Source organism: Geosporobacter ferrireducens (assembly GCF_001750685.1).
GTDB lineage: Bacteria > Bacillota > Clostridia > Peptostreptococcales > Thermotaleaceae > Geosporobacter > Geosporobacter ferrireducens.
The window spans coordinates 3,676,171-3,701,857 of the sequence record NZ_CP017269.1; the positions used below are offsets into that span (position 1 = coordinate 3,676,171).

General features: G+C 39.7%; 30 protein-coding genes, 1 tRNA gene and 3 other annotated features. All 31 genes read left to right on the forward strand.

Translation table 11 applies throughout. The annotated features are described in order from the left end of the window. Window positions 1–10 precede the first annotated feature (10 nt). The 31 genes from Gferi_RS17185 (at window position 11) to rplJ (ending at window position 25,686) form a co-directional block, all read left to right on the forward strand. Window positions 11–394, forward strand: coding sequence for a transcriptional regulator GutM (locus Gferi_RS17185; RefSeq protein ID WP_069978634.1), 384 nt, complete (start codon window positions 11–13; stop codon window positions 392–394). A 111-nt stretch (window positions 395–505) separates the two neighbouring features. Then, entirely contained in the window at window positions 506–1,036 is a 531-nt protein-coding gene (gene srlA / locus Gferi_RS17190; RefSeq protein ID WP_069978636.1) for a PTS glucitol/sorbitol transporter subunit IIC, read from the forward strand. Window positions 1,037–1,048: 12 nt separating this feature from the next. After that, window positions 1,049–2,041: a PTS glucitol/sorbitol transporter subunit IIB gene (gene srlE / locus Gferi_RS17195; protein ID WP_069978638.1), complete on the forward strand. Its 993-nt coding sequence runs from the start codon at window positions 1,049–1,051 to the stop codon at window positions 2,039–2,041. An 87-nt stretch (window positions 2,042–2,128) separates the two neighbouring features. Continuing rightward, window positions 2,129–2,482, forward strand: coding sequence for a PTS glucitol/sorbitol transporter subunit IIA (locus Gferi_RS17200; RefSeq protein WP_069978640.1), 354 nt, complete (start codon window positions 2,129–2,131; stop codon window positions 2,480–2,482). Between the two features lie 30 nt (window positions 2,483–2,512). Then, window positions 2,513–3,802 carry an NAD(P)H-dependent oxidoreductase gene (locus Gferi_RS17205; RefSeq protein ID WP_069978642.1) on the forward strand — a complete coding sequence of 430 codons (1,290 nt, stop codon included), beginning with the start codon at window positions 2,513–2,515 and terminating at the stop codon, window positions 3,800–3,802. A gap of 74 nt (window positions 3,803–3,876) precedes the next feature. Next, window positions 3,877–4,677 carry a Cof-type HAD-IIB family hydrolase gene (locus Gferi_RS17210; protein ID WP_069978644.1) on the forward strand — a complete coding sequence of 267 codons (801 nt, stop codon included), beginning with the start codon at window positions 3,877–3,879 and terminating at the stop codon, window positions 4,675–4,677. A gap of 19 nt (window positions 4,678–4,696) precedes the next feature. Beyond that, entirely contained in the window at window positions 4,697–5,653 is a 957-nt protein-coding gene (locus Gferi_RS17215) for a thiamine pyrophosphate-dependent dehydrogenase E1 component subunit alpha (protein ID WP_069978646.1), read from the forward strand. Beyond that, complete coding sequence (locus Gferi_RS17220) at window positions 5,646–6,644, forward strand: alpha-ketoacid dehydrogenase subunit beta (RefSeq protein ID WP_272481978.1); 999 nt, start codon at window positions 5,646–5,648, stop codon at window positions 6,642–6,644. The genes Gferi_RS17215 and Gferi_RS17220 overlap by 8 nt, the downstream gene beginning before the upstream one ends. Window positions 6,645–6,656: 12 nt before the next feature. Further along, complete coding sequence (locus Gferi_RS17225; protein WP_069978648.1) at window positions 6,657–7,985, forward strand: 2-oxo acid dehydrogenase subunit E2; 1,329 nt, start codon at window positions 6,657–6,659, stop codon at window positions 7,983–7,985. A 34-nt stretch (window positions 7,986–8,019) separates the two neighbouring features. Then, window positions 8,020–9,441 carry a dihydrolipoyl dehydrogenase gene (gene lpdA, locus Gferi_RS17230; RefSeq protein ID WP_069978650.1) on the forward strand — a complete coding sequence of 474 codons (1,422 nt, stop codon included), beginning with the start codon at window positions 8,020–8,022 and terminating at the stop codon, window positions 9,439–9,441. 24 nt (window positions 9,442–9,465) lie between these two features. Then, the gene (locus tag Gferi_RS17235; RefSeq protein ID WP_236932620.1) at window positions 9,466–9,729 is read left to right on the forward strand and encodes an HPr family phosphocarrier protein; all 264 of its coding nucleotides are present in this window, start codon (window positions 9,466–9,468) and stop codon (window positions 9,727–9,729) included. A 209-nt stretch (window positions 9,730–9,938) separates the two neighbouring features. Next, window positions 9,939–10,271, forward strand: a complete 333-nt coding sequence (locus Gferi_RS17240) for a hypothetical protein (protein WP_069978654.1) — start codon at window positions 9,939–9,941, stop codon at window positions 10,269–10,271. A gap of 53 nt (window positions 10,272–10,324) precedes the next feature. After that, on the forward strand, window positions 10,325–10,822 hold the full coding sequence (gene ispF / locus Gferi_RS17245) for a 2-C-methyl-D-erythritol 2,4-cyclodiphosphate synthase (RefSeq protein WP_069981491.1): 498 nt from the start codon (window positions 10,325–10,327) through the stop codon (window positions 10,820–10,822). A 49-nt stretch (window positions 10,823–10,871) separates the two neighbouring features. After that, window positions 10,872–11,093: a binding site (T-box leader), on the forward strand. Window positions 11,094–11,197: 104 nt separating this feature from the next. Further along, a complete protein-coding gene (gene proS / locus Gferi_RS17250) occupies window positions 11,198–12,640 on the forward strand; it encodes a proline--tRNA ligase (protein WP_069978656.1) in 1,443 nt (480 codons plus the stop codon). A gap of 170 nt (window positions 12,641–12,810) precedes the next feature. Further along, entirely contained in the window at window positions 12,811–14,289 is a 1,479-nt protein-coding gene (gene gltX / locus Gferi_RS17255) for a glutamate--tRNA ligase (RefSeq protein WP_069978658.1), read from the forward strand. A 127-nt stretch (window positions 14,290–14,416) separates the two neighbouring features. Further along, window positions 14,417–14,630, forward strand: a binding site (T-box leader). 53 nt (window positions 14,631–14,683) lie between these two features. Next, on the forward strand, window positions 14,684–15,346 hold the full coding sequence (gene cysE, locus Gferi_RS17260) for a serine O-acetyltransferase (RefSeq protein ID WP_456297970.1): 663 nt from the start codon (window positions 14,684–14,686) through the stop codon (window positions 15,344–15,346). Window position 15,347: 1 nt separating this feature from the next. Beyond that, complete coding sequence (gene cysS, locus Gferi_RS17265; protein WP_069978660.1) at window positions 15,348–16,742, forward strand: cysteine--tRNA ligase; 1,395 nt, start codon at window positions 15,348–15,350, stop codon at window positions 16,740–16,742. 119 nt (window positions 16,743–16,861) lie between these two features. Beyond that, window positions 16,862–17,305, forward strand: a complete 444-nt coding sequence (locus Gferi_RS17270) for a Mini-ribonuclease 3 (protein WP_069978662.1) — start codon at window positions 16,862–16,864, stop codon at window positions 17,303–17,305. Next, on the forward strand, window positions 17,298–17,663 hold the full coding sequence (locus Gferi_RS17275; protein WP_069978664.1) for a hypothetical protein: 366 nt from the start codon (window positions 17,298–17,300) through the stop codon (window positions 17,661–17,663). Before Gferi_RS17270 ends, Gferi_RS17275 begins: the two co-directional genes overlap by 8 nt. Window positions 17,664–17,766: 103 nt before the next feature. Further along, entirely contained in the window at window positions 17,767–18,525 is a 759-nt protein-coding gene (gene thyX / locus Gferi_RS17280) for an FAD-dependent thymidylate synthase (RefSeq protein WP_069978667.1), read from the forward strand. A gap of 196 nt (window positions 18,526–18,721) precedes the next feature. Beyond that, a complete protein-coding gene (gene rlmB / locus Gferi_RS17285) occupies window positions 18,722–19,468 on the forward strand; it encodes a 23S rRNA (guanosine(2251)-2'-O)-methyltransferase RlmB (protein WP_069978669.1) in 747 nt (248 codons plus the stop codon). 12 nt (window positions 19,469–19,480) lie between these two features. After that, window positions 19,481–19,996, forward strand: coding sequence for an NYN domain-containing protein (locus Gferi_RS17290; protein ID WP_069978670.1), 516 nt, complete (start codon window positions 19,481–19,483; stop codon window positions 19,994–19,996). Between the two features lie 235 nt (window positions 19,997–20,231). Beyond that, window positions 20,232–20,831: an RNA polymerase sporulation sigma factor SigH gene (gene sigH, locus Gferi_RS17295; protein ID WP_334292703.1), complete on the forward strand. Its 600-nt coding sequence runs from the start codon at window positions 20,232–20,234 to the stop codon at window positions 20,829–20,831. 73 nt (window positions 20,832–20,904) lie between these two features. Further along, a tRNA-Thr gene (locus Gferi_RS17300) sits at window positions 20,905–20,981 on the forward strand. Window positions 20,982–21,092: 111 nt separating this feature from the next. Further along, window positions 21,093–22,286 carry an elongation factor Tu gene (gene tuf / locus Gferi_RS17305; protein ID WP_069978673.1) on the forward strand — a complete coding sequence of 398 codons (1,194 nt, stop codon included), beginning with the start codon at window positions 21,093–21,095 and terminating at the stop codon, window positions 22,284–22,286. 372 nt (window positions 22,287–22,658) lie between these two features. Then, entirely contained in the window at window positions 22,659–22,808 is a 150-nt protein-coding gene (gene rpmG / locus Gferi_RS17310) for a 50S ribosomal protein L33 (protein WP_069978675.1), read from the forward strand. A gap of 56 nt (window positions 22,809–22,864) precedes the next feature. Continuing rightward, the gene (gene secE, locus Gferi_RS17315) at window positions 22,865–23,083 is read left to right on the forward strand and encodes a preprotein translocase subunit SecE (RefSeq protein ID WP_069978678.1); all 219 of its coding nucleotides are present in this window, start codon (window positions 22,865–22,867) and stop codon (window positions 23,081–23,083) included. A gap of 47 nt (window positions 23,084–23,130) precedes the next feature. After that, window positions 23,131–23,649: a transcription termination/antitermination protein NusG gene (nusG, locus tag Gferi_RS17320; protein WP_069978680.1), complete on the forward strand. Its 519-nt coding sequence runs from the start codon at window positions 23,131–23,133 to the stop codon at window positions 23,647–23,649. Window positions 23,650–23,751: 102 nt separating this feature from the next. Continuing rightward, a complete protein-coding gene (gene rplK, locus Gferi_RS17325) occupies window positions 23,752–24,177 on the forward strand; it encodes a 50S ribosomal protein L11 (protein WP_069978682.1) in 426 nt (141 codons plus the stop codon). Window positions 24,178–24,242: 65 nt separating this feature from the next. Beyond that, a complete protein-coding gene (gene rplA / locus Gferi_RS17330; RefSeq protein WP_069978684.1) occupies window positions 24,243–24,941 on the forward strand; it encodes a 50S ribosomal protein L1 in 699 nt (232 codons plus the stop codon). A 60-nt stretch (window positions 24,942–25,001) separates the two neighbouring features. After that, window positions 25,002–25,138, forward strand: a sequence feature (ribosomal protein L10 leader region). A 47-nt stretch (window positions 25,139–25,185) separates the two neighbouring features. Further along, window positions 25,186–25,686: a 50S ribosomal protein L10 gene (gene rplJ / locus Gferi_RS17335; RefSeq protein ID WP_069978686.1), complete on the forward strand. Its 501-nt coding sequence runs from the start codon at window positions 25,186–25,188 to the stop codon at window positions 25,684–25,686. Window position 25,687 lies beyond the last annotated feature (1 nt).

A 25,687-nucleotide genomic window follows, 5' to 3' on the forward strand; every position in this document is an offset into this window, starting at 1 on the left:
GGGTAGATTTATGGAAAAAATTTTTATCATTGCATTCATTTTATTTATTTTGCAAGGCATATTTTCCTTTAAACAGATCAAGAACTATCAAATACGGATCAAAGAATTGAAAATGAAAGGGCTTGTGGGAATCGGCAGAGAAAAGGGGTTTCTGCGGGCTGGTAATATTACTATCCTGGTCTGCAGCAAACAGGGTAAAGTTATCACAGGCGAGCAAATGGAAGGTATTACAGTTTTCAGCCGTTTTCGGGAAATCGATTCCTTGGCAGGAATGTCACTTTCCCAATTAAAAAAAATTTATACGGAAAAGAAAAAGAATGCAGCATCAAAAGCAATGCTCCAGGCCATTGATACTCTAGAAAGGGCTGTAGAAAGCCATGAACAGGTGCTTTAATGAAAAACATAAAAACTCTATTTTATTGTAAAGGAGGATAGAAAAAAGACTTGTTGTACCAATTCATAGCGTTAAAGCAGATAGCATTATGAATGAAAAGGGGGAAAAAGCATGTTAACAACCTTAGCAAATCTAGCAGATAGCTTTATCGGACTTTTTCGAGAAGGCGGAAATGTTTTTGTAAGTCTTGTGACAGGTATTTTGCCAACGCTGATTGTACTGATTACCGCTGTCAATGCACTTATTAAAATTATCGGAGAGGAAAAAGTACATAAAGTTGCGCAGGCTGCTACGAAAAACTTCATAACCAGATATACTGTATTTCCAGTACTCGCGGTATTTTTTCTTACAAATCCTATGTGTTATTCCTTCGGTAAGTTTTTAGAGGAAAAATACAAGCCGGCTTTTTATGACGCAGCGGTTTCCTTTGTCCATCCTATTACGGGTCTTTTCCCACATGCAAACGCAGGTGAATTATTTGTCTACATGGGAATTGCTCAAGGCATTCAAGAGCAGGGTCTTCCCCTTGGGGATTTAGCAGTAAGATACTTCTTAGCAGGGGTTGTAGTGATCTTTTTGAGAGGTGTGCTTACTGAAAGAATCACTAGTATTATGATGAAGCGTGCTATAAAGAATGCATAGGGAGGGATTAAGATGAGTGATGCTTTAGCAACCTATAGAGCTGTTAAAATTGAAAAGGGAAGCAGTGGGTGGGGCGGTCCACTAATTATTCAGCCGACAGCCACAAGAAATAAAATTGTATCCATTACCGGCGGGGGAATAGATTCAGTTACACAAAAAATTGCAGAGCTAACAGGGGGGATTCCAGTAGATGGGTTTAATACTGGGGTGCCTGATAGTGAAATCGCAGTGGTTGTTGTGGATTGTGGTGGAACTGCAAGATGCGGCGTTTATCCTAAAAAAAGAATATTTACAGTAAATTTGACTTCAGTAGGTGCATCAGGACCTTTGGCACAATACATCAAAGAAGATATCTATGTATCAGGTGTCAAGGAAAATAATATCAGCCTATATGAAGGAACTGTGGAAGTTGCTGAAGAAATCGTTGCAGAGGTCAAACCGGCACAACATGGAGCTACACCAGCTGCTGTGCCTGCAAAAAGTAATTTCCTTACGAAAATGGGAAAAGGTGTAGGCGGTGTTGTTGGAAAGCTTTATCAAGCAGGAAGAGAGACCGTTGATCAGGTTATTAAGAACGTAATTCCGTTCATGGCATTTGTAAGTATGTTGATCGGTATTATTTTAAAGTCAGGAATTGGTGATTGGATTGCCAACACAATATCCCCTTACGCTGGAACGCTTCCTGGATTGTTGGTAATATCCGTAGTTTGTGCTATACCAATATTGTCACCGCTGTTAGGCCCCGGTGCAGTTATTGCTCAGGTTGTAGGTGTCTTAGTTGGAGTTGAGATAGGAAAAGGGAGCATTCCACCTCAGTATGCATTGCCAGCATTGTTTGCTATAAACCCACAAGTTGGATGTGACTTCATTCCTGTAGGACTTAGCTTGGGAGAAGCTACGCCTGAAACGATTGAAGTTGGGGTACCTGCAATTCTCGTGTCAAGATTGATTACAGGGCCAATATCTGTTCTCATTGCCTATGCTTTCAGTATTGGACTCTACTAGCAAATAATTCTGGGGTATAATGCTCCTTATGAGTATTATACCCCAAATTTAGACAAACTTTAAGTCTTATTCATAATGGAGGATTCTATGAAATACCAATCAACGATAACGGGCTTAGGCGAATTAGCTCTTGATTTTGCTGCAGATAACCTTCTGATTCTTTTTAACGAGAATGCGCCAGCGGAGTTGGCTGAAATATCCGTCTTGCATACAATTGAGGAGGTATCCGGGGATATTCGGGTTGGGGATGTAATTATATTTTCAAAGCAAGAATATAGAGTTACAGCTGTAGGAGAAGAGGCGAATAAAACTTTCAGGCAAATGGGGCATTGTACCTTCAAATTTACAGGAAAGGAAGATGTAGAACTTCCAGGACATATAGAATTACAGGGCAACGGCATGCCGAAAGTAAAAATTGGAGATTTGTTGATTATTAAATAATGGCAAGTCAATGGAATAGGAGTGGTGGATATGTTGGGGATAAACTATAAATTAAGGGCGTTGGAAGAACGTGGTGAAAAGATCATGGCGAGCATCGTAGGGGCCGGGCAGATGGGTAAGGGTATGGTTAGCCAGATGATGCTCATGAAGGGAATCAAACCTGCGGTGGTTGTTGACATCAATGTTGAGAGTGCAGTTAGAGCCTATAAAAATGCAGGAGTTCAGGAGGATGACTATCGGATCGTCAGTAGTCTCAGTGAAGCAAATCAGTGGATGGAACAGGGAAAATATATCATTTCGGATAATGCAGAAATTGCATCTAAAGCGAATCTGATTGATGTAGCAGTGGATGCTACAGGAGTACCAGAAGTTGGTGCGAAGGTAGCAATTGAATCCATTACAAATAAAAAACATATTGTCATGTTAAATGTAGAAACGGATATTGTCATTGGGCCCTTGCTGAAGAAATTAGCAGACAACGCAGGGGTAGTCTATACGGGATCAGCGGGAGATGAACCGGGCTCGGTAAAAGAATTATATGATTTTGCCAATGCCCTTGGATTTGAAGTGAAGGTAATTGGAAAAGGGAAAAATAATAAGTTGGATTTTGATGCAAATCCTGATTCAGTCCTAGAGGAGGCAACGAGAAGAGGCGTGAGTCCTAAGATGCTGACCTCTTTTAAAGATGGAACCAAAACAATGGTAGAAATGACAGCGATGTCCAATGCAACAGGATATATACCAGATATCAGAGGCGGACATGGCGCCTCTGGTACGGTTGAAGAGCTTCCTCAGCTATTTAGGTTAAAAGAAGAAGGCGGCATTTTAAATCAATATGGTATCGTTGATTTTGTAAATGGCGTAGCTCCTGGTGTTTTTGTTATCGTATCCAGTAAACTGCCGGAAGTAAATCATGAAATGCAGTACCTAAGCATGGGACCTGGGCCGAACTATGTCCTTTATCGACCCTATCATCTCTGCAGTTTAGAAACACCTTTATCCGTAGTGCTTGCAGTGTTGGATAAACAGCCTACGATTGTACCCATGGGCGGACCTGTTTCTGAAACTGTAACAGTGGCAAAGAAAGATTTGAATGCAGGTCAAAAGCTGGATGGAATTGGGGGGTATACAGTATACGGAACCATAGAAAGGGCAGAAGTTGCAAAAACGATGGGTGCTTTGCCTCTTGGTTTGGTCAATAAAAATACGGTTCTTAAACAAAGTGTAAAAAAGGGTGATTTAATTACTTATGATATGGTAGCGTTGGATCAGGATTCTTTGATTGTTCAGCTGCGAAAGCTGCAGGATACATTCTTCTAAAGCAGGAGGGCACAAATTCTTTTCTATATAGAGAGAGGATTTGTGCTCCTAATTTACCAAAAGGAGTCAATGCGATGTATAAAATGGTTGCAGTAGATCTAGATGATACGCTTTTAGATAATGATTATCAAATATCCCGGCAAAATAGGGAAGCTATTGAAAAGTTGCTGCGTCAGAATATCATTGTAACGATTATATCTGGGAGAAGTTATGCTTCAATAAAAAGGTACGTGAATTTGCTAAATCTCAAACATTTGTGTGGAAGTCTAAACGGGGCAAGCATTATCATGCCGGAGAATGATGAAATCGTGCATCAGATATCTATTCATCAGGATATCTGTCATGAACTATTAAAGGAAATCGAACCTTCAGGGGTTCATATAAATTATTATCATAACAACAAGGTATTGTGCAGTAAGCGGACCGAACAAGCGGATGCCTATATGAACTTGACCAATATACAAATAGATTATGTGCCCTCCCTGAAAGAATACAGCTGTGAATTTGGAGCAGCAAAAATTCTTCTAATTGATGAAAATGAAAAGTTAGAACCTGTGAGACAAAATCTTTCTCTAAAATTTATTGAGAAACTAAACTTCTCCTACTCCAAACCTATATTTTTAGAGATCTTTAATAAGGATGTATCAAAGGGAAGGGCACTGCAATATATCGCAGAGTACTACCAAATTAAACAGGAGGAGATCATCGCGATAGGGGATGGAGAGACAGATGCTTCTATGATCGAATATGCGGGAATGGGTATTGCTATGGAGAATGGCAGCCAAGCGGCCAAAGAAAGCGCTGACTATATTACCGCATCGAATCAGCAAAATGGTGTGGCGAAAGCTTTGGAAAAGTTTATTTTGAATAAATGAGACAGAGAGGTGAAAAGAAATGACTATCAATAAAACAATTTTAGAAACGATGTACAAGAAAATGTTTCATGTAAGAAAATTTGAAGAGAAAGTGGCACATTTTTTTTCAATGGGAATGGTTCATGGAACGACTCACTTATATGTGGGAGAAGAGGCAACAGGAGTCGGAGCTTGCAGTGCCTTAGAAGATAAAGATTTGATTACGAGTACCCACAGGGGTCATGGTCATTGCATTGGAAAAGGTATTGATCTAAATAGAATGATGGCGGAACTATTAGGAAAAGCGACAGGTTATTGTAAAGGTAAGGGCGGTTCTATGCATATTGCAGATCTTTCCAGAGGCAATTTAGGGGCCAATGGTGTAGTGGGAGGCGGTATGCCGATTGCAGTAGGGGCTGGATTGACAGTCCAAATGAAAAAGCTGGATCAAGTAGTGGTATGTTTCTTTGGTGATGGTGCTGCCAATGAAGGCAGCTTTCATGAATCCCTAAATCTAGCCTCGGTCTGGAACCTGCCCATTATCTTTATTTGCGAAAACAATCTCTATGGTATGTCTGTACCTACATCGAAGTCAATGAAGATTCAGAATGTGGCCGATAGAGCAGCAGCTTATGGAATACCTGGCAAAATAATTGATGGGAATGATGTCATAGCAGTATACAATACGGTCATGGAAGCGAAGACGTACGTAAAGAAAAATGGTCCCATGCTGATTGAAGCGAAGACATACCGATGGATGGGCCATTCAAAAAGTGATGCCAATGTTTATCGCAGCAGGGAAGAAATTGCCGCGTGGCGTGAAAGGTGTCCAATTCAAAGATTGAAGAAATATTTAACGGAGAATGGCATTTCTACAACAGGAGAATTAGATGCGATAGAAAAGCAAGCCACGGAGGAGATCGAACAGGCCGTAGAATTTGCACAAGCTAGCCCGTATCCATCGATAGATACAATCATGGAGGATGTTTATGCGTAAGGAGGAGAAGGTCATGCGAGAAATAACCTATGCACAGGCAATTAATGAAGCCATGAGTGAGGAGATGAGAAAGGATGAGAATGTCTTTCTGATGGGGGAAGATGTAGGCTTATACGGCGGAGCCTTTGGCGTTTCTGTCGGGATGATTCAAGAATTTGGAGAAGAACGGGTTAGAGATACACCTATTTCTGAAGCGGTGATTGCAGGTGCAGCTGCAGGTGCAGCTGTTACGGGTATGAGACCTGTTGCTGAAATTATGTTCAGTGATTTTATGACGATTTCGATGGATCAATTGGTCAATCAAGCAGCGAAAATGCGATATATGTTTGGCGGAAAGGCAAAGGTACCCATGGTGATCAGGACTCCAGGAGGATCTGGGACAGGGGCCGCAGCTCAACACTCTCAAAGCTTAGAATCTTGGTTTTGTCATGTGCCTGGATTAAAAGTAGTAACGCCGTCAACTCCCTATGATGCAAAAGGACTTTTAAAAGCAGCAATACGGGATGAGAACCCGGTTGTATTTATTGAACAAAAACTTCTATATAGAAAAAAAGGATTTGTGCCGGAAGAAGATTATGTTGTTCCATTAGGAAAAGCAGAGGTAAAAAAAGAAGGCAGTGATTTGACCGTTATTACCTATGGCAGAATGGTTCCAACCTGTCTTGAAGTAGCAGAAGATTTGGAGAAGGATGGAATACAAGTGGAAGTGGTAGACCCGAGGACATTGCTTCCATTAGACAAGGAGACATTAATTCAATCGGTTAAGAAGACAGGAAGGCTGTTGGTTGTGCATGAAGCAGTACAAACAGGGGGCTTTGGCGGAGAGATTGCAGCGGTGATTGCTGACAGTGAAGCTTTTTTCTATTTAGATGCACCGATCAAAAGGCTGGGAGGATTAGATGTACCGATTCCTTATTGTCCTGAGTTGGAGAAAAATGTGGTTCCTACCTATGAAACAATTAAAAGAGCTATTTTTGAATTGCTAGCATAAGGAGGGATTGAATTGGCTGTAAGAATCATCATGCCAAAGGCAGGCATGGCTATGGAAGAAGGCACCATTGTAAAATGGTTAAAAAAAGAAGGCGAAAAAGTTGAAGTTGGCGAACCCCTCATTGAAATTCATACAGACAAAGTTAATATGGAAGTAGAGGCGCTGGTTTCTGGAACTCTTCTAAAAATCATAGGACAGGAAGGAGATGTGATTCCTGTAACAGAGACAATTGGTTACATTGGTCAGCCAGGAGAAAAAATAGAAGAAGATTTGGAAGGCAATAAGCCTGCAATAGGTGTTGAGTGGAAAGCGGAAAGCCATGAAGATATAACAGAAACCCGACAACATGAAAGGGTTGGCATGAACGGGAAAATAGCCGCAACGCCTTTGGCCAGGACCCTGGCCAAAGAAAGCAGAATTGATTTAAGTATGATAAAAGGAACCGGGAAAAGTGGAGAGATCAAAGCACGAGATATTTATTCTGCAAAAAACATAGAGGCTACGCCTTTAGCTAAGAGAATTGCAGAAAAGAACCATATTGATCTTGAAAGAATACAAGGGAGCGGCTATAAAGGGAAGGTCAGAAAAGAAGATATTATTATGGTTGAAACTACATCCAAAGCAGATGATCCACAAGCAATAAAAAGAGAGCAGATTATAGAAGCTGCTGAGAAAAAGCCTTTGACAGGTATCAGAAAGATTATTGCAGAGCGGATGCTGGCTAGTCACTTGCTGGCACCGCCTGTTACACTAAATACGAAAGCTGATGTAACTGCCTTGGCTCTGCTTAAAGAACAGTTAAAGGTACAAACGTCTTTAAAGCTTTCATTCAATGATTTTATTATCAAAGCAGCAGCAAAGGCGCTGATAGCCTATCCGAATGTTAATGTTAGTTTGGACGGTGAGGAAATCCTGTTAAGGAAAAACATTAACATCGGTATGGCTGTTGCATTAGAAGAGGGATTGATTGTGCCTGTGATTAAAGATGCGGATCGGCTTACACTTAGAGATTTGGCAGAAAAGACAAAGGAACTGGCACAGAAAGGACGTGAAGGCAAATTATTACCTGGCGAAGTAGAAAATGGAAGCTTTACTGTCAGCAATTTAGGTATGTACGATATATTATCCTTCACACCAATTATTAACCAGCCTGAAAGTGCAATTTTAGGGGTGTGTGCCATTGATGAAGAATTAAAAATGATTGACGGGAAAATCGAAAATAGAAAGATGATGGGACTAAGCTTGACTGTAGACCATCGTCTGATAGATGGAGCACAGGGTGCAATTTTCCTAAAGCATATTAAAACACTTTTAGAAAATCCTTTGGAGATATTGGTATAGTGTTTAGCGTAAATCTGTAAAAAGGAGTGGAGACATGGCAACCAAGGAAATCATGCCACAGGCTGATAGGACGATGGAATATGAGGCCTTTGATGTTGTTGTAATCGGCGGTGGGCCAGCTGGATATGTAGCAGCTATTAAAGTTGCCCAGTTGGGAGGAAAAGCAGCCTTAGTCGAGCAGGATACGGTGGGAGGAACCTGTTTAAACCGAGGATGTATCCCTACGAAAACTTACCTAAAAAATGCAGAACTTATTGAATACATTCAACAAGCAGCCAGACGGGGAATTATAATTGAAAATCCAGCTATCTGCGTGGATATGGAGAAGGTAGTAGAAAATAAAAATGATGTGGTAACTACGCTAACAACTGGTGTAGAAGGCTTGCTCAAGGCCTATGGGGTGAAACTCTATAAAGGTACCGGACGAATTGCAAAAAACAAAGAGGTTTTGGTAGATGAAAAAAAGCTGCTAAAAGGAAAAAAGATTATTTTAGCCGCCGGATCAAAACCAGCAGTACTTGAAACATTGCAAAAAGAAGAGATATCTGTACTAGACAGTGATAAGATTTTAGACCTTAAAGAAATTCCGAAGCAACTAGCGATTATTGGCGGCGGTGTCATCGGTGTAGAAATAGCCATGATATTTCGTGCCTATGGCAGCAAGGTTACAATCTTAGAAATGGCAGATAGAATTCTCCCAAGGATGGATAAAGACCTATCTGCTGTTCTTATGAAGGTGTTTAAGAAAAAGGGAATCAGGGTGATTACGGCTGTTAAAGTTGAAGATGTCCAAAAAGAAGGAAATATGACAGTTTTAAATCTCGGAGAAAAAGGAACGCTGGAAGCTACCCATATTCTGGCTGCTGTGGGAAGAACACCGAATTTAGAGGCGATTAAGGACCTCGGGTTAGCGGTTAAAAATGGAATGATTCAAGTAGATGATTACATGGAAACCAGTGAAGCCGGAATCTACGCACCGGGCGATGTAAACGGAAGAAGCCAGCTTGCCCATGCGGCTTTTAAAATGGGAGAGATAGCAGCTGCCAATGCACTGGGGCATAAAGAAAAGATCAAGCTGGATATAGTGCCTAACTGTGTTTATACTACTCCAGAGATTGGAACAGTGGGATTAACAGAGGAGGAAGCCGCTAAACGCTATGACATCAGTGTGGGGAAGTTCTTTTTTCGAGCAAATGGAAGGGCGTTGGCCTCGGGGGAAAAGATCGGGTTTGTAAAGGTAATTGCAGATAGCGTTTATGGAGAGATTTTAGGTGTACATATCATTGGACCAGGGGCAGCGGAAATGATCAATGAGGCCGCGGCCCTAATGGATATGCAGATTACCGTATATGAAGCCTCTAAAATTATTCATGGGCATCCGACTTTCTCGGAAGCATTTATGGAAGCCTGTGCAGATTGTATTGGTCAATCAATTCATCTAATTCCTAAAGGATAAGATATGATGAAAGGGGGAAGGCTGGTGTACAGTAAAACAGTTAGAATTACAAATAAAACAGGATTGCATGCTAGACCGGCATCAGAATTTACGAAAAAAGCATCCAGTTTTAGTGCGGATATAACGATTACTTTTAAAGAAAGAAAGATAAATGGAAAAAGTATTGTAGGGTTGCTGTCTGCAGGAATTACATGTGGTAGTGATATTCTCATATCAGCGCAGGGAGAAGATGAACAACTGGCAGTAGAATCTATGGTAGCATTAATCCAAACAAATTTTGGTGAATAAGAAATCTAAGTATGGAGGATAGGGGTATTGCTGTAGAAAGGAGATTTCTATGGCAATACTTCTTTATAAAAGAAAACAAAAGGAGAAGAATAAAATAAAACAACTATTCAAATAGTAGAATATATAATATGATGTTATTATAAATACCAATGGTTTTTCATATATTATTTTAAGAATTGTGTATATACTCAAATGAATGGGGTGTTTCTATGAATATTACAAAAATGCAAGCAGATCTTTATTGCATAAACTGTAATAAAAATACCCTCCATGAGGTGGTGTATCTTGGAGAAAACATCGAGAAAATTTCCTGTATCGAATGTGAAACCTCTTTGGAAATTGATGAAAAGCTGGTACTTTCTAATTATGCAGCAGATGTTTTGGGAAGAGTCACCAGTAAACCGGAACGGATGAGCAAAGAAATGCGTGATGATCTGTCAAAGTTCCTATGTTCTATTCCTTTTCGAGTTGTTACCAAGCCTTATCGTATGATAAAGGAATTCAAGATTCTAAAGGATATGACAGGAGAAAGAAAGGAATAAGTCATACGGAAAAAAGCAGCACCTAAGATAAGATGACAGGGAGGATCAGTATGATAAGAGTGGGAAGCGGTTTTGATGTACATCAATTGGTAGAGGGAAGAAAACTGATTTTAGGCGGTGTCGAAATTCCATTTGAAAAGGGACTATTGGGTCATTCTGATGCGGATGTGCTGCTGCACGCTATTAAAGATGCACTGTTAGGGGCAGCAGCTTTAGGTGATATTGGACGTCATTTTCCAGATAGTGATGAAAGCTATCGTGGTATTTCCAGTATGAAGTTATTGCAAGAGGTTAAAGTTAAATTAAAAGAAAAAGGATATGGTGTAAATAATGTGGACGCCACCATTATTGCACAAGCACCTAAAATGGCTCCTTACATCGAAACCATGCGTGAAAAAATTGCAGGAACATTGGAAATTCCCCTGGATAATATCAATATTAAGGCAACGACTACAGAAAAATTAGGTTTTACAGGCAGGGGCGAGGGGATTGCAGCCCAGGCTGTAGTAACGATCTTTTCGCAGGAAGTATTGATGAAGAATGCAATTTAGCGTTGACAATCTCAAATGAATTGGTTAATATATACTTAAATTTAAAACATTAAAAACAAAGATGGGGAATAGTAGAAGGTTAGCACTTTGTAGAGATCAGAATCCTCTGGCTGAAAGATTCTGTAGGAGCAGCTTTACGAACCCGCCCCGGAGTTTGGGACTGAAAACAGTAAGTCTTAACGGCCTCGGTCCGTTACAGCCGAATCAAGAGAGTCTCCTAAAGGAGATTAATTAGAGTGGTACCGCGGAAAATCAACCTTTCGTCTCTACAACAGCAGTGGAGAAGAGAGGTTTTTGTTTTGTACGCTTCTGCGGCAGTTGAATACATTTTCGAGCATATGCTTAACCTACATATAATGAGAAAGGAGAAAGATTATGGCAAAAAAAGAAAAGGAATTTGTTCAGGATATTACTCCCATGGAAGTAGATTTTCCACAGTGGTATACCGATGTGATTTTAAAGACAGATTTAGTTGATTATTCACCGGTAAGAGGATTTATGGTGATTAAACCTTATGGTTATGCCATCTGGGAGAATATCCAGAAATACATGGATAAACGATTTAAGGATACCGGTCACAAAAACTGTTACTTTCCACTCCTCATTCCTGAGAGTCTTTTGAAAAAGGAAGAAGAGCATGTGGAGGGATTTGCACCGGAAGTGGCATGGGTTACCCATGGTGGAAAAGAAGAACTGCCAGAAAGACTATGTGTTCGACCAACATCGGAAACGATTATTTGCTCAATGTATGCAAAGTGGTTAAAGTCCTATAGAGAGCTTCCTTATCTATATAATCAATGGTGCAGTGTGGTAAGATGGGAAAAAACCACAAGACCTTTCTTAAGAACCTCTGAGTTCCTATGGCAGGAAGGTCATACGCTGCATGAAACCTATGATGAAGCGCAGGCAGAGACCTTACAAATGCTGCAGATCTATAAAGAAACAGCGGAAAATCTGATGGCTATTCCAGTGGTTACCGGAAGAAAAAGCGACAAGGAAAAATTTGCCGGTGCCTATGCGACCTATACGATGGAAGCACTGATGCATGATGGAAAAGCTTTGCAGGCTGGAACATCCCATAATCTTGGGCAGCATTTTACAAAGGCATTTGAGATTACATTTTTAGACAGAAACGGAGAAATTCAGAACCCATATCATACTTCCTGGGGTGTTTCTACAAGACTCATTGGCGGGATCATCATGGTGCATGGAGACAACCGCGGACTGGTACTGCCCCCAAGGGTAGCACCGATCCAAGTAGTTATGATTCCAATTGCGCAACATAAAGAAGGCGTACTAGATAAGGTTTATGAGTTGAAGAAAGCACTAGGAGATGAAATCCGTATAGAGATTGATGACAGTGAGAATTATTCACCGGGTTGGAAGTTTAATGAGTGGGAAATGAAGGGTGTACCGATTCGAATTGAAGTAGGGCCAAGGGACATCGAAAATAATCAGGTAGTCATTTTCCGAAGAGATACATTGGAAAAGCAACCTGTTTCCATGGATGGATTAAAGGAAACCGTGGAAAAGCTGTTGGATGATATTCACGAGGGATTATTAGAAAAGGCAAGAAAACTAAGAGACGAAAAAACATACTATATTACAGATTTTGAAGACCTTGTAAAGAAAATGGAAACATCTCCAGGCTTTGCTAAGGGAATGTGGTGCGGCAGCCGGGAATGTGAAGACAACATTAAGGCAAAAACCAGTGCAACCATTCGATGCATTCCTTTTGAGCAGGAGGATTTGGGAGATAAATGCCATTTCTGTGGCAAAGAAGCGAAACATATGGTATATGTAGCGAAAGCATACTAATCAAACAAGACAGCGAGAGATCGCTGTCTTGTTTTTCCCCTAAGCATGTGACAAATTTCTTGATTGGAAATTTTTTTTGGGGTATAATAAGCTAATATACTGGAGATAGTTGAAAAAACAATGTTAATTTAAGATAAACGGATTTACATTGGCTATAGGGAGGTATGTACATGTCAGTAAGAACCAGATTTGCACCAAGTCCTACGGGATTTGTTCATATTGGGAGCTTAAGAACTGCACTATACAATTATTTATTTGCACGAAAGAATGAAGGCCAGTATCTTTTAAGAATAGAGGATACGGATCAAACCCGTTATGTGGAAGGTGCGGTAGAAGGAATGATCCAGGCACTGTCTTGGGCCGGTGTCAATCATGATGAGGGTGCTGTTTTTGAAGGAGATCATATCGTACAAAAAGGTGAAAAAGGACCCTACATACAATCAGAACGTTTGAATATTTATCAAAATCATATACAGCAACTGCTAGAAAGTGGACATGCTTATCACTGTTTCTGTTCCAAAGAGAGAATCGAAGAGGTTCGAGAGGTTCAGAAAGCAAAGGGATTGCTGCCGAAATACGATGGATTTTGTAGAGGAATCTCCTTAGAAGAAGCAAAAGAACGGGCAGCAAAAGGTGAACCTCATGTAATTCGTCTAAAATTACCTACTAATCGAGACATTCATTTTCATGATATTGTTAGAGGCCATGTGACTGTGAACACAGAAGATATGGATGATCAAGTATTAATGAAATCTGATGGGTTCCCAACCTATCACTTTGCGGTGGTGGTGGATGACCATCTTATGGAAATCACCCATGTCATAAGAGGTGAGGAATGGCTGCCCTCTACCCCAAAGCATGTTTTTACCTATGAAGCATTTGGATGGAAAGCGCCTCAGTTTGTACATCTTCCAAACATCCTCAATGCGGACAAAAAGAAGCTGAGCAAACGGCAAGGAGATGTGGCGGTAGAAGATTTTATTCGAAAGGGCTATTTGCCTGAGGGATTGGTAAACTATATCGCTCTAGTCGGCTGGAGTCCTGAAGAGAATAAAGAACTCTTCTCTATGGAAGAGTTAATAGAACAGTTTTCTTTAGATAGGGTATCTAAGAGTGGCGGAGTTTTTGACACTGATAAACTAAACTATATCAATGCCCATTACATTAAAGAAAGCAGTGATGAACGAATTACAGATTTGGCCATACCACATTTAATAGGAGCAGGGTATATTACTGAAGAAGAAGCCAAGGAAAAATATGCATGGCTGGTGGACATGGTTAGAGTACTAAAAGGATATCTGTCTTACGTAGGAGAAATCGTCAATAAGGTGGATCTTTTCTTTAAGACAGAAATTGAGCCTGAAGATAGTGAAGCAGAAGAATTATTAAAGCTAGAGCATGTGCCACAGCTCGTAGAGATTTTCAAGCAAAAGGTAATTGCTGCCGAAGCGATAGATGAAGCCTTTGGAAAGCAAGTATTTAAAGAAATTCAGAAAGAAACGGGTATCAAGGGACAGAATCTATTCCGGCCAGTGCGTGTTGTATTGACAGGAAGTGCCCATGGGCCGGATATGCCTCTGATTATTAAAGTTTTAGGGAAACAAAATATTCTTTCCCGCATAGAATATGTGAAAGAACATCTATTATAATTATATATAAACAAACGTCTCTGAAATTAAATATAACTGTAGGGAACAGCCCCTGTGCTGTTCCGAAAAATGGGCAGACACAAGGTTTGCCTCATACAAATGTATTTATTTTTATCGTGTAAATCTTTAAAAGACTTGGAACAGGAGAGTAAGTAAAGAGAACCTGACAGAGAAAAACTACCATTGGCTGAGAGTAGTTTAAGGCGATACTTTTACTGAAGTGCACCTGGGAGTTGCTGCCCGAAAGATCAGTAGGCGCAGCCGGTAGGCACCGTTATATGCTTTTGAGCTGAGGCAATAGCCTAAGCAGAGTGGAACCGCGAAGTACCTTCGTCTCTGTATTTATTGAGACGAAGGTTTTTTTTATTTCTATTTGAATTGGAGGGGAACAGGTGTGGGTAAGTTTTTTCAAATGATCAATGAAGATATTAAGGCAGTAATGGAAAGAGATCCTGCTGCTAAAAGCAGGTTGGAAGTACTGCTGTGCTATCCCGGCATTCATGCAATTATCAATCATCGTATCGCTCATGGTTTGAATAATAGAGGATTTGCAGTTTTAGCCCGGGTAGTTTCTCAGATCAGCAGATTTTTTACAGGTATTGAAATTCACCCTGGTGCTAAAATTGGGAGAAGATTGTTTATTGATCACGGGATGGGCGTAGTCATTGGAGAAACCGCGGAAATTGGGAATGATGTAACCATCTATCAAGGAGCTACCTTGGGGGGAACAGGTAAAGAAAAAGGAAAAAGACATCCTACTATTGGGGATAATGTAGTTATTAGCAGTGGTGCAAAAATATTAGGGCCTTTTAAGGTTGGAGATAATTCAAAGATTGGTGCAGGTTCAGTGGTGCTAAGGGAAGTACCGCCAAATTGTACAGTTGTAGGTGTACCGGGGCATATTGTAATTAAAGATAATAAAAAACTGAAAAATATGCATAAGGAAGAAATCGATTTAGATCAGGTGCGGCTGCCAGATCCTGTTGCTGAAGAACTGGAGTGCTTGAGAAAACGAATTGTAGAGCTGGAAAAAAAGACAATAGAAAAGGAGCGATAATATGAGATTATTTAATACCTTAACAAGAAAAAAAGAAGAATTTATATCTATGATACCTGGTGAGGTGAAGATGTATGTTTGCGGTCCCACCGTATATAACTATTTTCATATTGGAAATGCCAGACCCTTTGTGGTATTTGATACCCTTAGAAGATATTTAGAGTATCGAGGCTATAAGGTAACCTATGTACAAAACTTTACGGATGTAGATGACAAAATTATCAACAGAGCAGAAGAAGAGGGTATCAGTCCTGAAGAGGTTAGTAAAAAATATATTCAAGAATATTTTAAGGATGCAGAGGCTTTGGGTGTTAAGAGGGCAGATATTCATCCAAAGGTTACAGAGAATATTCAAGAGATTATTGCTTTTGTAGAAAAACTGATTAAGAAGGGTTATGCTTATGAAGTAAATGGAGATGTTTATTTTGATACAGCACGCTTTGAAGACTATGGGAAACTGTCAAAACAGAATCTGGAAGATTTAGAGGCTGGTGCTAGAATTGAAGTAAATGAAATCAAGAAAAACCCTATGGATTTTGCCTTATGGAAAGCACAAAAATCTGATGAATTGGCATGGAATAGTCCTTGGGGAAAGGGAAGGCCCGGTTGGCATATTGAATGCTCTGTAATGTCTACAAGGTATTTAGGAGAAACCATTGATATCCATGCAGGCGGACAAGATTTGATCTTCCCTCATCACGAAAATGAAATTGCACAAAGTGAAGCCTGCAGTGGACACCCTTTTGCAAGGTACTGGATCCACAATGGATATATTAATATAGACAATGAAAAAATGTCTAAATCAAAGGGAAACTTCTTTACTGTAAGAGATATTTTGAAAGAATATGACGCAGAAACAGTGAGATTCTTTTTGTTATCGGCGCAGTATCGAAATCCCATCAATTTTAGTCGTGAACTAATGGAGCAGTCAAAAAATGCATTAGAGCGATTCTATAACGCAAAGAAAAATCTAGAGCACTTATTGGAAAATGCAGTAGAAAAAGAATTGGATGCGATTGAAAAAGATTTATACCATAGATTTGAGAAATATCGCCAAAAGTTCATCGAAGCAATGGAAGACGATATCAATACTGCTGATGCCATCGCGGCTATTTTCGAACTCGTCAAAGAGATGAATGCTACCGTTAGAATCGAGCATAGTAAACAGCTTATCAAAGGCAGCCTTGACTTACTTATAGAACTGACCGGCGTTTTAGGACTCTTAACAAAAAAAGAAGATACGATCGACACTGAGGTTGAGGAGCTGGTACAACTGCGGCAAAAGGCAAGAAAGGAAAAAAACTTTGCTTTAGCAGATCAAATCAGGGACCAATTGAAGGAAAGAGGTATTACCATAGAAGATACTCCACAAGGGGTACGGATTATAAAAAAGTAATTTGTAGTAGAATGAAGATTGCAGAGGAGGGTCTCCGTGCCCTCCAAATAGAATACCTTGTGAAAGAAAGTGAATTGTGTTAAAATGCAATATAGCAATTGAAAAAGGCAGGTTTTTTCATGAATATAGATTTTCTAAAGGAAATGGGATTGACAGCAAAAACAAAAGAAGAGATCCAGTTTACTCATCCATTGGTGTTAGCCTATATAGGAGATGCGGTATATGAAGTTTTTGTCAGAATCTATATCCTTCACCAATATGGTGGAAACGTAAATGGACTACATAAGCTGGCCACTAAGTTTGTAAAGGCAGCGGCGCAAGCAGAAATTGTACACCTGTTGGAGCCACGATTGACGGAGGAAGAATGGAGTATTATTAAACGGGGAAGAAATCAAAAATCCGGCACGACACCTAAAAATGCGAATGTAGGGGATTATCGATATGCTACTGGCTTTGAAACCTTGATCGGCTACCTGTACCTTACAGAGCAGTACCTTCGGTTAGAAGAAGTCATTAAGTATGCCTTAGAAATTATAGAACAAAAGGAGACAATTCATGAATAAGAAGGAAAAAATTTTATCGTTGGTTACCCTATTACTGGTGGCAGTACTGTTTTCTAAGTCATTCTTTTTAGATGAAGCAAAAACTAAGACAGAGGAAGAGTTGAAATTCAAACAGTTTGTAGAAAAAGCCGTTGATGAAAAAGTGGAAGGGTTCTTGAAGCGAAATAATATCGTAAAATATAGAGTAGTGTCGATAGAGCAGATTAGCCAAGAAGGGATTTCCCGGATTGAATATTTGGACGAGCAGGGAAAGGAATATATACAAGGAACAATTCAGGGCCAATATAGGGCGAAAGTCAGAGGATATTTTCTATACCTGATTCCTTACAAGGAAATCCGGGTGCTTAGCCGAGAATAGAAAAATAGGGTCAGATTACTGGCCTTTTTGTTTTTTAAATCCTATAGACCTGTGGTATAATTTTGGATAAAAGGAAAAAACATCATGATGAGGAGGATGGAAAATGAAGGTAGAACTGCTTCAATATACACCGCAACCTGAAAAGGTGGTCGCTGCAGCTGCAAAACTCTGTTATTCCCCCGTAGGTGTAGACAAGATTATGGAGGACTTGACTGAGGAGAAAGCGGAGAAATTTGTCGGGATGTTGATGGGTATGGGCCACGAATCTCCCATAGAGCACGTATCATTTACTTTTGCAGCAGAGGGTGTTAGCCGGGTACTTACCCATCAGTTGGTAAGACATAGAATTGCATCTTTTTCCCAGCAGTCGCAGCGATATGTAAAGCTGGAACAATTTGAGTATATTATCCCACCAAGTATCGCAGAAATCCCTGAGGCGAAGGAAAAATTCATTCAGGCAATGGAAGCAGATCAGAAGCATTATAATGAATTAGTAGAGCTCCTCTATAAAAAACATTTTGACCAGTTGATCCAGGAAGGAAAAACAGAAAAACAGGCAAAAATGGCAGCAGAAAAGATGTCTATTGAGGATGCACGATATGTATTCCCAAATGCTTGTGAAACAAAAATTGTTTATACGATGAACGCTAGAACCCTGATGAACTTTTTCCATCATCGATGCTGCGAAAGAGCACAGTGGGAAATTCGCCAGCTGGCTACAGAAATGTTAAAACTGGTAAAAGCAGTAGCCCCTAGCCTGTTTAAGTATAGCGGCCCGAACTGCCTGAATGATCCATGTCCTGAAGGCAGTATGACCTGTGGAAAAACCCTTGAGGTAAGAGAATTCTTTAAAAGCCTATAGGATATATAGATTTAGAATCGGGAAGATGAACTTTTTATTGATAGGATAGAACTAGTTGTAGGGAATGGCCCCTGTGCCGTTCCGCTTAGGATAAACTATATAATCTGCAGCATTGTCATAAGGCGAGGCTGCAGATTTACATAAGCAGATAAACCTATGGGAAAGCTATTAGAAAAAATAAGTGAGGTGCCAATCAATGACGCAATCAGATAAGATTGAAGGAAGAAATCCAGTCTTAGAAGCACTAAAAGCAGAAAGAGAAATTGACAAAATATTCATTGCAAAGGGAGCCGAGCAAGGATCTGTTCAAAAAATAGTAGGAGTGGCAAAGGATCGAGGAATCCCTATACAATATGTGGAGCGACAAAAGCTCGATCAAATTTCAGAATCCCATGCCCATCAAGGGATTATAGCCTTCGTGGCAGCTTATCGATATGTAGAAGTTGATGAGATATTAGAAAGCGCGGCCCGGAAGGAAGAATCACCCTTTATTGTTATTTTAGATGAGATTACAGATCCCCATAATCTAGGATCTATTCTCCGTACGGCAAATGCGGCTGGTGTACATGGTGTAATCATACCAAAACGTAGGGCAGTGGGATTGACGGCAGTTGTAGCAAAAACCTCTGCTGGTGCTATTGAATACGTCCCTGTTGCAAAGGTCTCTAACATTTCACAGACCATCGAGTATTTAAAGGAAAAGGGATTGTGGGTAGTTGGAGCAGATATGGATGGGCAGAGCACCTATTATGAGCAGGATTTAACCGGAAATGTAGCCTTGGTAATCGGTAGTGAAGGACAAGGCATTGGCAGGCTTATAAAAGAAAAATGTGATTTTATTGTACGCATACCAATGAAGGGACAATTAAGCTCTTTAAATGCCTCTGTAGCTGCTTCCCTGCTGATGTATGAGGTTATGCGGCAAAGAGATCGAAGGAAATAGGGTGAATCGTTCTTGCGCAATTATCTTTTTGTTGATGGGTATAATATTATCAATGCTTGGCCAGAGTTGAAAGAAGCAAGTGGAGCCAATCTGCAGCAGGCTCGGGAAAATCTGATAGAGCAAATGATAGAATATCAATCCTTTGTAGGAGAACGGGTGACTATTGTATTTGATGCACATTTGGTAAAGGGGAGTAACCAAAAAAATGAAACCATTAGCGGTGTTGAAGTGGTATTTACGAAAGAGCATCAAACGGCAGACTCCTATATTGAGAGACAAGTAGAACAGTTGACCCGAAATCAAAGAAATAGGGTTCGAGTTGCTACTTCTGATTGGGCAGAGCAACAGTTTGTGCTTGGCAGCGGTGCTACCAGGATTTCTGCCAGGGAGCTGCGGATTGAGATGGACCTGGTGAAGAAGAATATTCGAAAAAAAGCAGAGGAAATTCGTCAGAATCGTTCCGCTTTAGCGGATCGGTTAGATGATGAAACTGTTCAAATCCTTGAAAAATGGCGAAGAAAACAGTAAATCAGCTTGACTACATAATCTGGTTGCGATATAATAAAAATACAGTTTTTGTGCTTTTGATATACAAGGAGTAGTCAAAAACCATGGTTTCTCCTGAGAGAAGTGCTGTGATATTTGGCAGGATAGCAAAGGCTTTTTGTTCTATACAAAAGAAAAGCACAAATTGAATACAGTGCTGGAGGCGATATTGGTGGGAATAGGAGCACAAAAGGAAGTATTGGACAGCTATGAACGTATGATTGATGAAGAAGTTGTTGAGGATGCAAGAAATGGAGATGCTAAGGCCCAGGAATATCTAATAAAGAAGTACAAGAACTTTGTCCGTGCTAAAGCAAGGTCTTATTTTTTGATTGGTGCAGACAGAGAGGATATCATCCAAGAAGGGATGATTGGTTTATTTAAGGCAATTCGAGATTTTCGTTCGGACAAGCTGTCTTCCTTCAGAGCCTTTGCAGAACTGTGCATTACAAGACAAATCATTACAGCAATAAAAACTGCGACCCGACAAAAACATATTCCTTTGAACTCTTATGTTTCCTTAAACAAGCCTATTTACGATGAAGAATCCGATCGAACGTTGTTGGACGTCTTGTCCGGCGCGAAGATTTCTGATCCTGAAGAATTAATTATATCCAGAGAAGAACTAGGTCATATCGAATCAAAGATTGGTGAGATTCTTAGTGATTTGGAATGGAAGGTATTGATGTCTTATTTACAAGGGAAATCTTATCAGGAAATTGCAGAGGATTTAGACCGGCATGTAAAGTCTATTGACAATGCCCTTCAGCGGGTAAAGCGTAAGCTAGAGCGATATTTGGAAGTACGCAGCAGTTAAAAATTGGAAAATGTTTTCTGTTAAAAAGAGTTGACATGTATAGTAGAAGATAGTAAAATATTAAACAGTGAATGCCCATGTGGCTCAGTAGGTTAGAGCGTCGCCTTGGTAAGGCGGAGATCGGCGGTTCGAATCCGCTCATGGGCTCCATAATTTATTTCATACATATAGATACACCCGGATGAGTTTACTGTGAATTATTTTTAAAATATACTTTTAAAGCATGTGTACAATATTAAGAGTGTATAGGAGGAGAAAAAAATGGCAAAGGCTAAATTTGAGAGAAATAAGCCCCACGTTAACATTGGAACAATCGGACACGTAGACCACGGAAAGACAACATTAACAGCAGCGATCACATTAACATTAAACAAGAGATATGGATTTGGTAACGCAGTAGCATTCGACCAAATAGACAAAGCACCGGAAGAAAGAGAAAGAGGAATCACAATCTCAACAGCACACGTTGAATATGAGACACCAAATAGACACTACGCACACGTAGACTGTCCAGGACATGCTGACTATGTAAAGAACATGATTACAGGAGCAGCACAAATGGATGGAGCAATCCTAGTATGTGCAGCAACAGATGGACCGATGCCGCAAACAAGAGAGCACATCCTGCTTTCCAGACAGGTAGGGGTACCATACATTGTAGTATTCTTAAACAAGTGCGACATGGTAGATGACGAAGAGTTATTAGACTTGGTAGAAATGGAATTAAGAGAATTATTAAGCGAATATGAATTCCCGGGAGATGATACACCAATCATCAGAGGATCAGCATTACATGCATTAAATGATCCGGCAGGACCATGGGGAGACAAAATCCTTGAATTATTCGAAGCAGTAGACAGCTACATTCCAGAACCGGTAAGAGAAACAGATAAGCCGTTCCTAATGCCGGTAGAGGACGTATTCTCTATCACAGGAAGAGGAACAGTTGCAACAGGAAGAGTAGAAAGAGGCGTAGTAAAAGTACAAGACGAAGTAGAAATCGTAGGATTAACAGAAGCGCCAAGAAAAGTAGTAGTAACAGGAGTAGAGATGTTCAGAAAGTTATTGGATCAAGCACAAGCTGGAGATAACATCGGAGCATTATTAAGAGGTGTGCAAAGGGATGACATTGAAAGAGGCCAAGTATTAGCGAAGCCTGGATCAATTAAACCGCATACGAAGTTCAAAGCGGAAGTATACGTATTAAAGAAAGAAGAAGGTGGAAGACATACACCATTCTTTAACGGATACAGACCACAGTTTTATTTCAGAACAACAGACATCACAGGATCCATTGGATTACCGGAAGGAATGGAAATGTGTATGCCTGGAGACAACGTACAAATGATCATCGAATTGATCAACCCAATTGCCATCGAAGAAGGATTAAGATTTGCGATTCGTGAAGGTGGAAGAACAGTTGGTGCGGGTGTTGTTGCTTCTATCGTTGAATAATTCATAAAGATATAGAGGGACTAGGTTTGTAAGCCAAGCCTAGTCCTTTTAAATGATCATAATTTTCATAGAGGAATCTAAGGAATAAGGTAATAAACATAACAAATACTGGTTATACTAAGTTGGAATTGTGAATATAAACACAGAGAAGAAAATACAAGAAAAGCTGGTATTTTTTTCTCTGTGTTTATCATCAATAAACAGAGACTGAATGCTTGTAGATGCTGTCTTCTCCAAGTTTGAACACATAAAAACCTTATTGACATCCGCTAAAAATTATGATAGCTTTATTAAGTAATGGTATTATAATGAGATATCTGCGTCGATTTGCAAAGGTACTTGAGATAGACACAAGTTTTAGGAGGTGTAGAAATGAGAGTAAAAATTACCCTTGCTTGTTCAGAGTGTAAACAAAGGAATTATCACACAATGAAGAATAAAAAGAATGACCCGGACAGATTAGAAATGAAGAAATATTGCAAGTTTTGCAAAGCTCATACTTCTCACAAAGAAACAAAGTAATCCTTACCCTTTGTATGTATGTTTTCCATATTAATATATAAGGATGTGAATTGAGTATGGCAACACAAACGAATACAAATAATTTGGGAAAAACACGAGATTTCGGCAAGTTTTTAAAAGGTGTTAAATCAGAATTGAAAAAAGTCAACTGGCCAAACAAAAAAGAACTAACCTCATACACGGGAATTGTATTCATTACATGCGGAGTCGCTGCATTAGGAATATGGTTCGTAGACAGTGCATTTGGACAGATCCTTAAGTGGATCATTAAATAGTGAGGGAGGGAAGAGTATTCTATAGCATTCTATAGATACTCTCTAGTATGTCGGAAAAAGCGAAATGGTATGTAGTGCATACCTATTCTGGGCATGAAAATAAAGTAAAGGCAAACATCGAAAAGCTTGTAGAAAATAGAGGCATGGAAGATGTAGTTCATGAAGTTGCAGTGCCCACAGAAGACAAGGTAGAAATTAAGAACGGAAAGAAAAAGGTTAAACAGAAGAAAATCTTTCCAGGCTATGTTATCGTAAAAATGATCATGACTGATGAGTCTTGGTATCTTGTGAGAAATACCAGAGGCGTAACTGGTTTTGTTGGTCCGGGATCGAAACCAATTCCATTGTCTGATGAAGAAGTTAGAAACATGGGTATTGAGGAAGCTGTCCCTGAAATTGATATGGCCGTGGGAGATACGATTAAAGTGATATCTGGACCTTTTGAAAGCTTTATTGGAAATGTGAAGGAAATTAATTTGGAAAAACATACGCTCAAAGTTCTGATTTCTATGTTTGGCAGGGAAACACCTGTAGAACTTGATTTTGTACAAGTAGAGAAGTTATAGTTTGCTTTTAAAAAGCAAGAACTGCTTTTTTAAGATAAACATACAATTTAATAGAATTGTATGAGAATAGGAATACACATAGATAAATGAGGAGGTGTAGTCATGGCTAAAAAAGTTACAGGATTAGTAAAATTGCAAATTCCTGCAGGAAAAGCTACTCCAGCACCACCAGTTGGTCCTGCTCTAGGACAACAGGGTGTTAATATAATGCAATTCTGTAAAGAATTCAATGCTAGAACTGCAGATCAAGCTGGTTTAATTATACCAGTTGTTATTACTGTTTATCAGGACAGATCTTTTACCTTTATTACTAAAACGCCACCGGCAGCTGTTCTATTAAAGAAAGCAGCAAAAATCGAGAGTGGATCTGGTACACCTAACAAAACAAAGGTTGCTAAAGTTTCAATGAATCAGGTAAAAGAAATTGCTGAACAAAAAATGCCAGACCTAAATGCTGGTAGTATCGAAGCGGCCATTAGTATGGTGAAAGGTACTGCTAGAAGTATGGGAATTGTTGTAGAAGAGTAATTCGCAGATAGCAAATCGCGTGGGAGGTATTCTCAACACCGTTAAAACCACAGGGAGGGAACCAAATGCCAAAAAGAGGTAAGAAATATCAAGAAAGCTTTAAAACAATTGACAGAATGCATTTATATGATCCAAACGAAGCTTTTAACCTAGTATTAACAACTGCAAAAGCAAAGTTTGATGAAACTGTTGAAGTACACGTGAAACTGGGCGTTGACTCAAGACACGCAGATCAACAAGTAAGAGGTGCCATCGTATTGCCCCATGGTACAGGAAAAACGAGAAGAGTACTTGTATTTGCAAAAGGTGACAAAGCGAAAGAAGCAGAAGTTGCCGGAGCAGATTATGTAGGTGCAGAAGATTTAGTACAAAAAATTCAAAACGAGAATTGGTTTGAATTCGATGTTGTTGTAGCAACACCTGACATGATGGGACTCGTAGGTAGACTTGGTAGAGTACTTGGACCAAAGGGATTAATGCCGAATCCAAAATCTGGAACGGTTACCTTTGAAGTTGAAAGGGCCATTAACGAGATTAAAGCCGGTAAGGTAGAATATCGTCTAGATAAAACAAATATTATCCACGTACCGATTGGTAAAGTATCTTTCGGTGTAGATAAGTTAACAGATAACTTCCAAACCTTATTGGAAGCAATCATTAAAGCAAAACCAGCGGCAGCAAAAGGACAATACTTAAGAAGTGTAGTTGTTGCGAGTACAATGGGCCCTGGTGTTAAAATAAATCCTGTTCGTGTAGTGGGTTAATATACCAATAAAGCAGTATTGACATATATAGTTTACAATGATACAATTGCATAGTTGTAAATGAAATATGAATATAAACCGTAGACAGTAGGTACCCAATGGGTTTAAAGAAAGCCTGCCGAGGTAATTTTCTATAGATTTAAGGAAATTATTGAACCTCTCTATGTCTACGGCAGAGAGGTTCTGTTATTTTTAACAGAACGGACCCAGCAATAGTAAAATTGCAGAGGAGGTGGACATCTAAATGTCAAGCAAATTGGATGCAAAAAAGCAGATCGTAGAAGAAATCAAAGGGAAGTTTAGCAAAGCACAATCAGCGATTATTGTTGACTATCGTGGTTTAAAAGTAGAAGAGGTTACAGAACTTCGAAGCAAAATGAGAGAAGCCGGCGTAGAGTACAAGGTATATAAAAACACGATGACAAGAATGGCTGCTCAAGAAACTGGATTTGAAGCATTGCTAGGCGACTTAACAGGTCCAAATGCCATCGCATTCGGATACAATGATCCTGTAACACCTGCAAAGATTTTAAGTGACTTTGCAAAGGATCATAAGAAACTTGAGTTAAAAGCAGGACTTGTAGAAGGTCAATACTGTGATGTAGAAAAGGTAAAGGCAATTGCCAATATCCCATCAAGAGAAGTATTACTTGCACAATTCCTTGGAAGCATTAAGTCACCATTATCAAATCTTGCATACTTATTACAAGCAATTGCTGATAAGCAAGATGGTGCGGAAGCGTAAT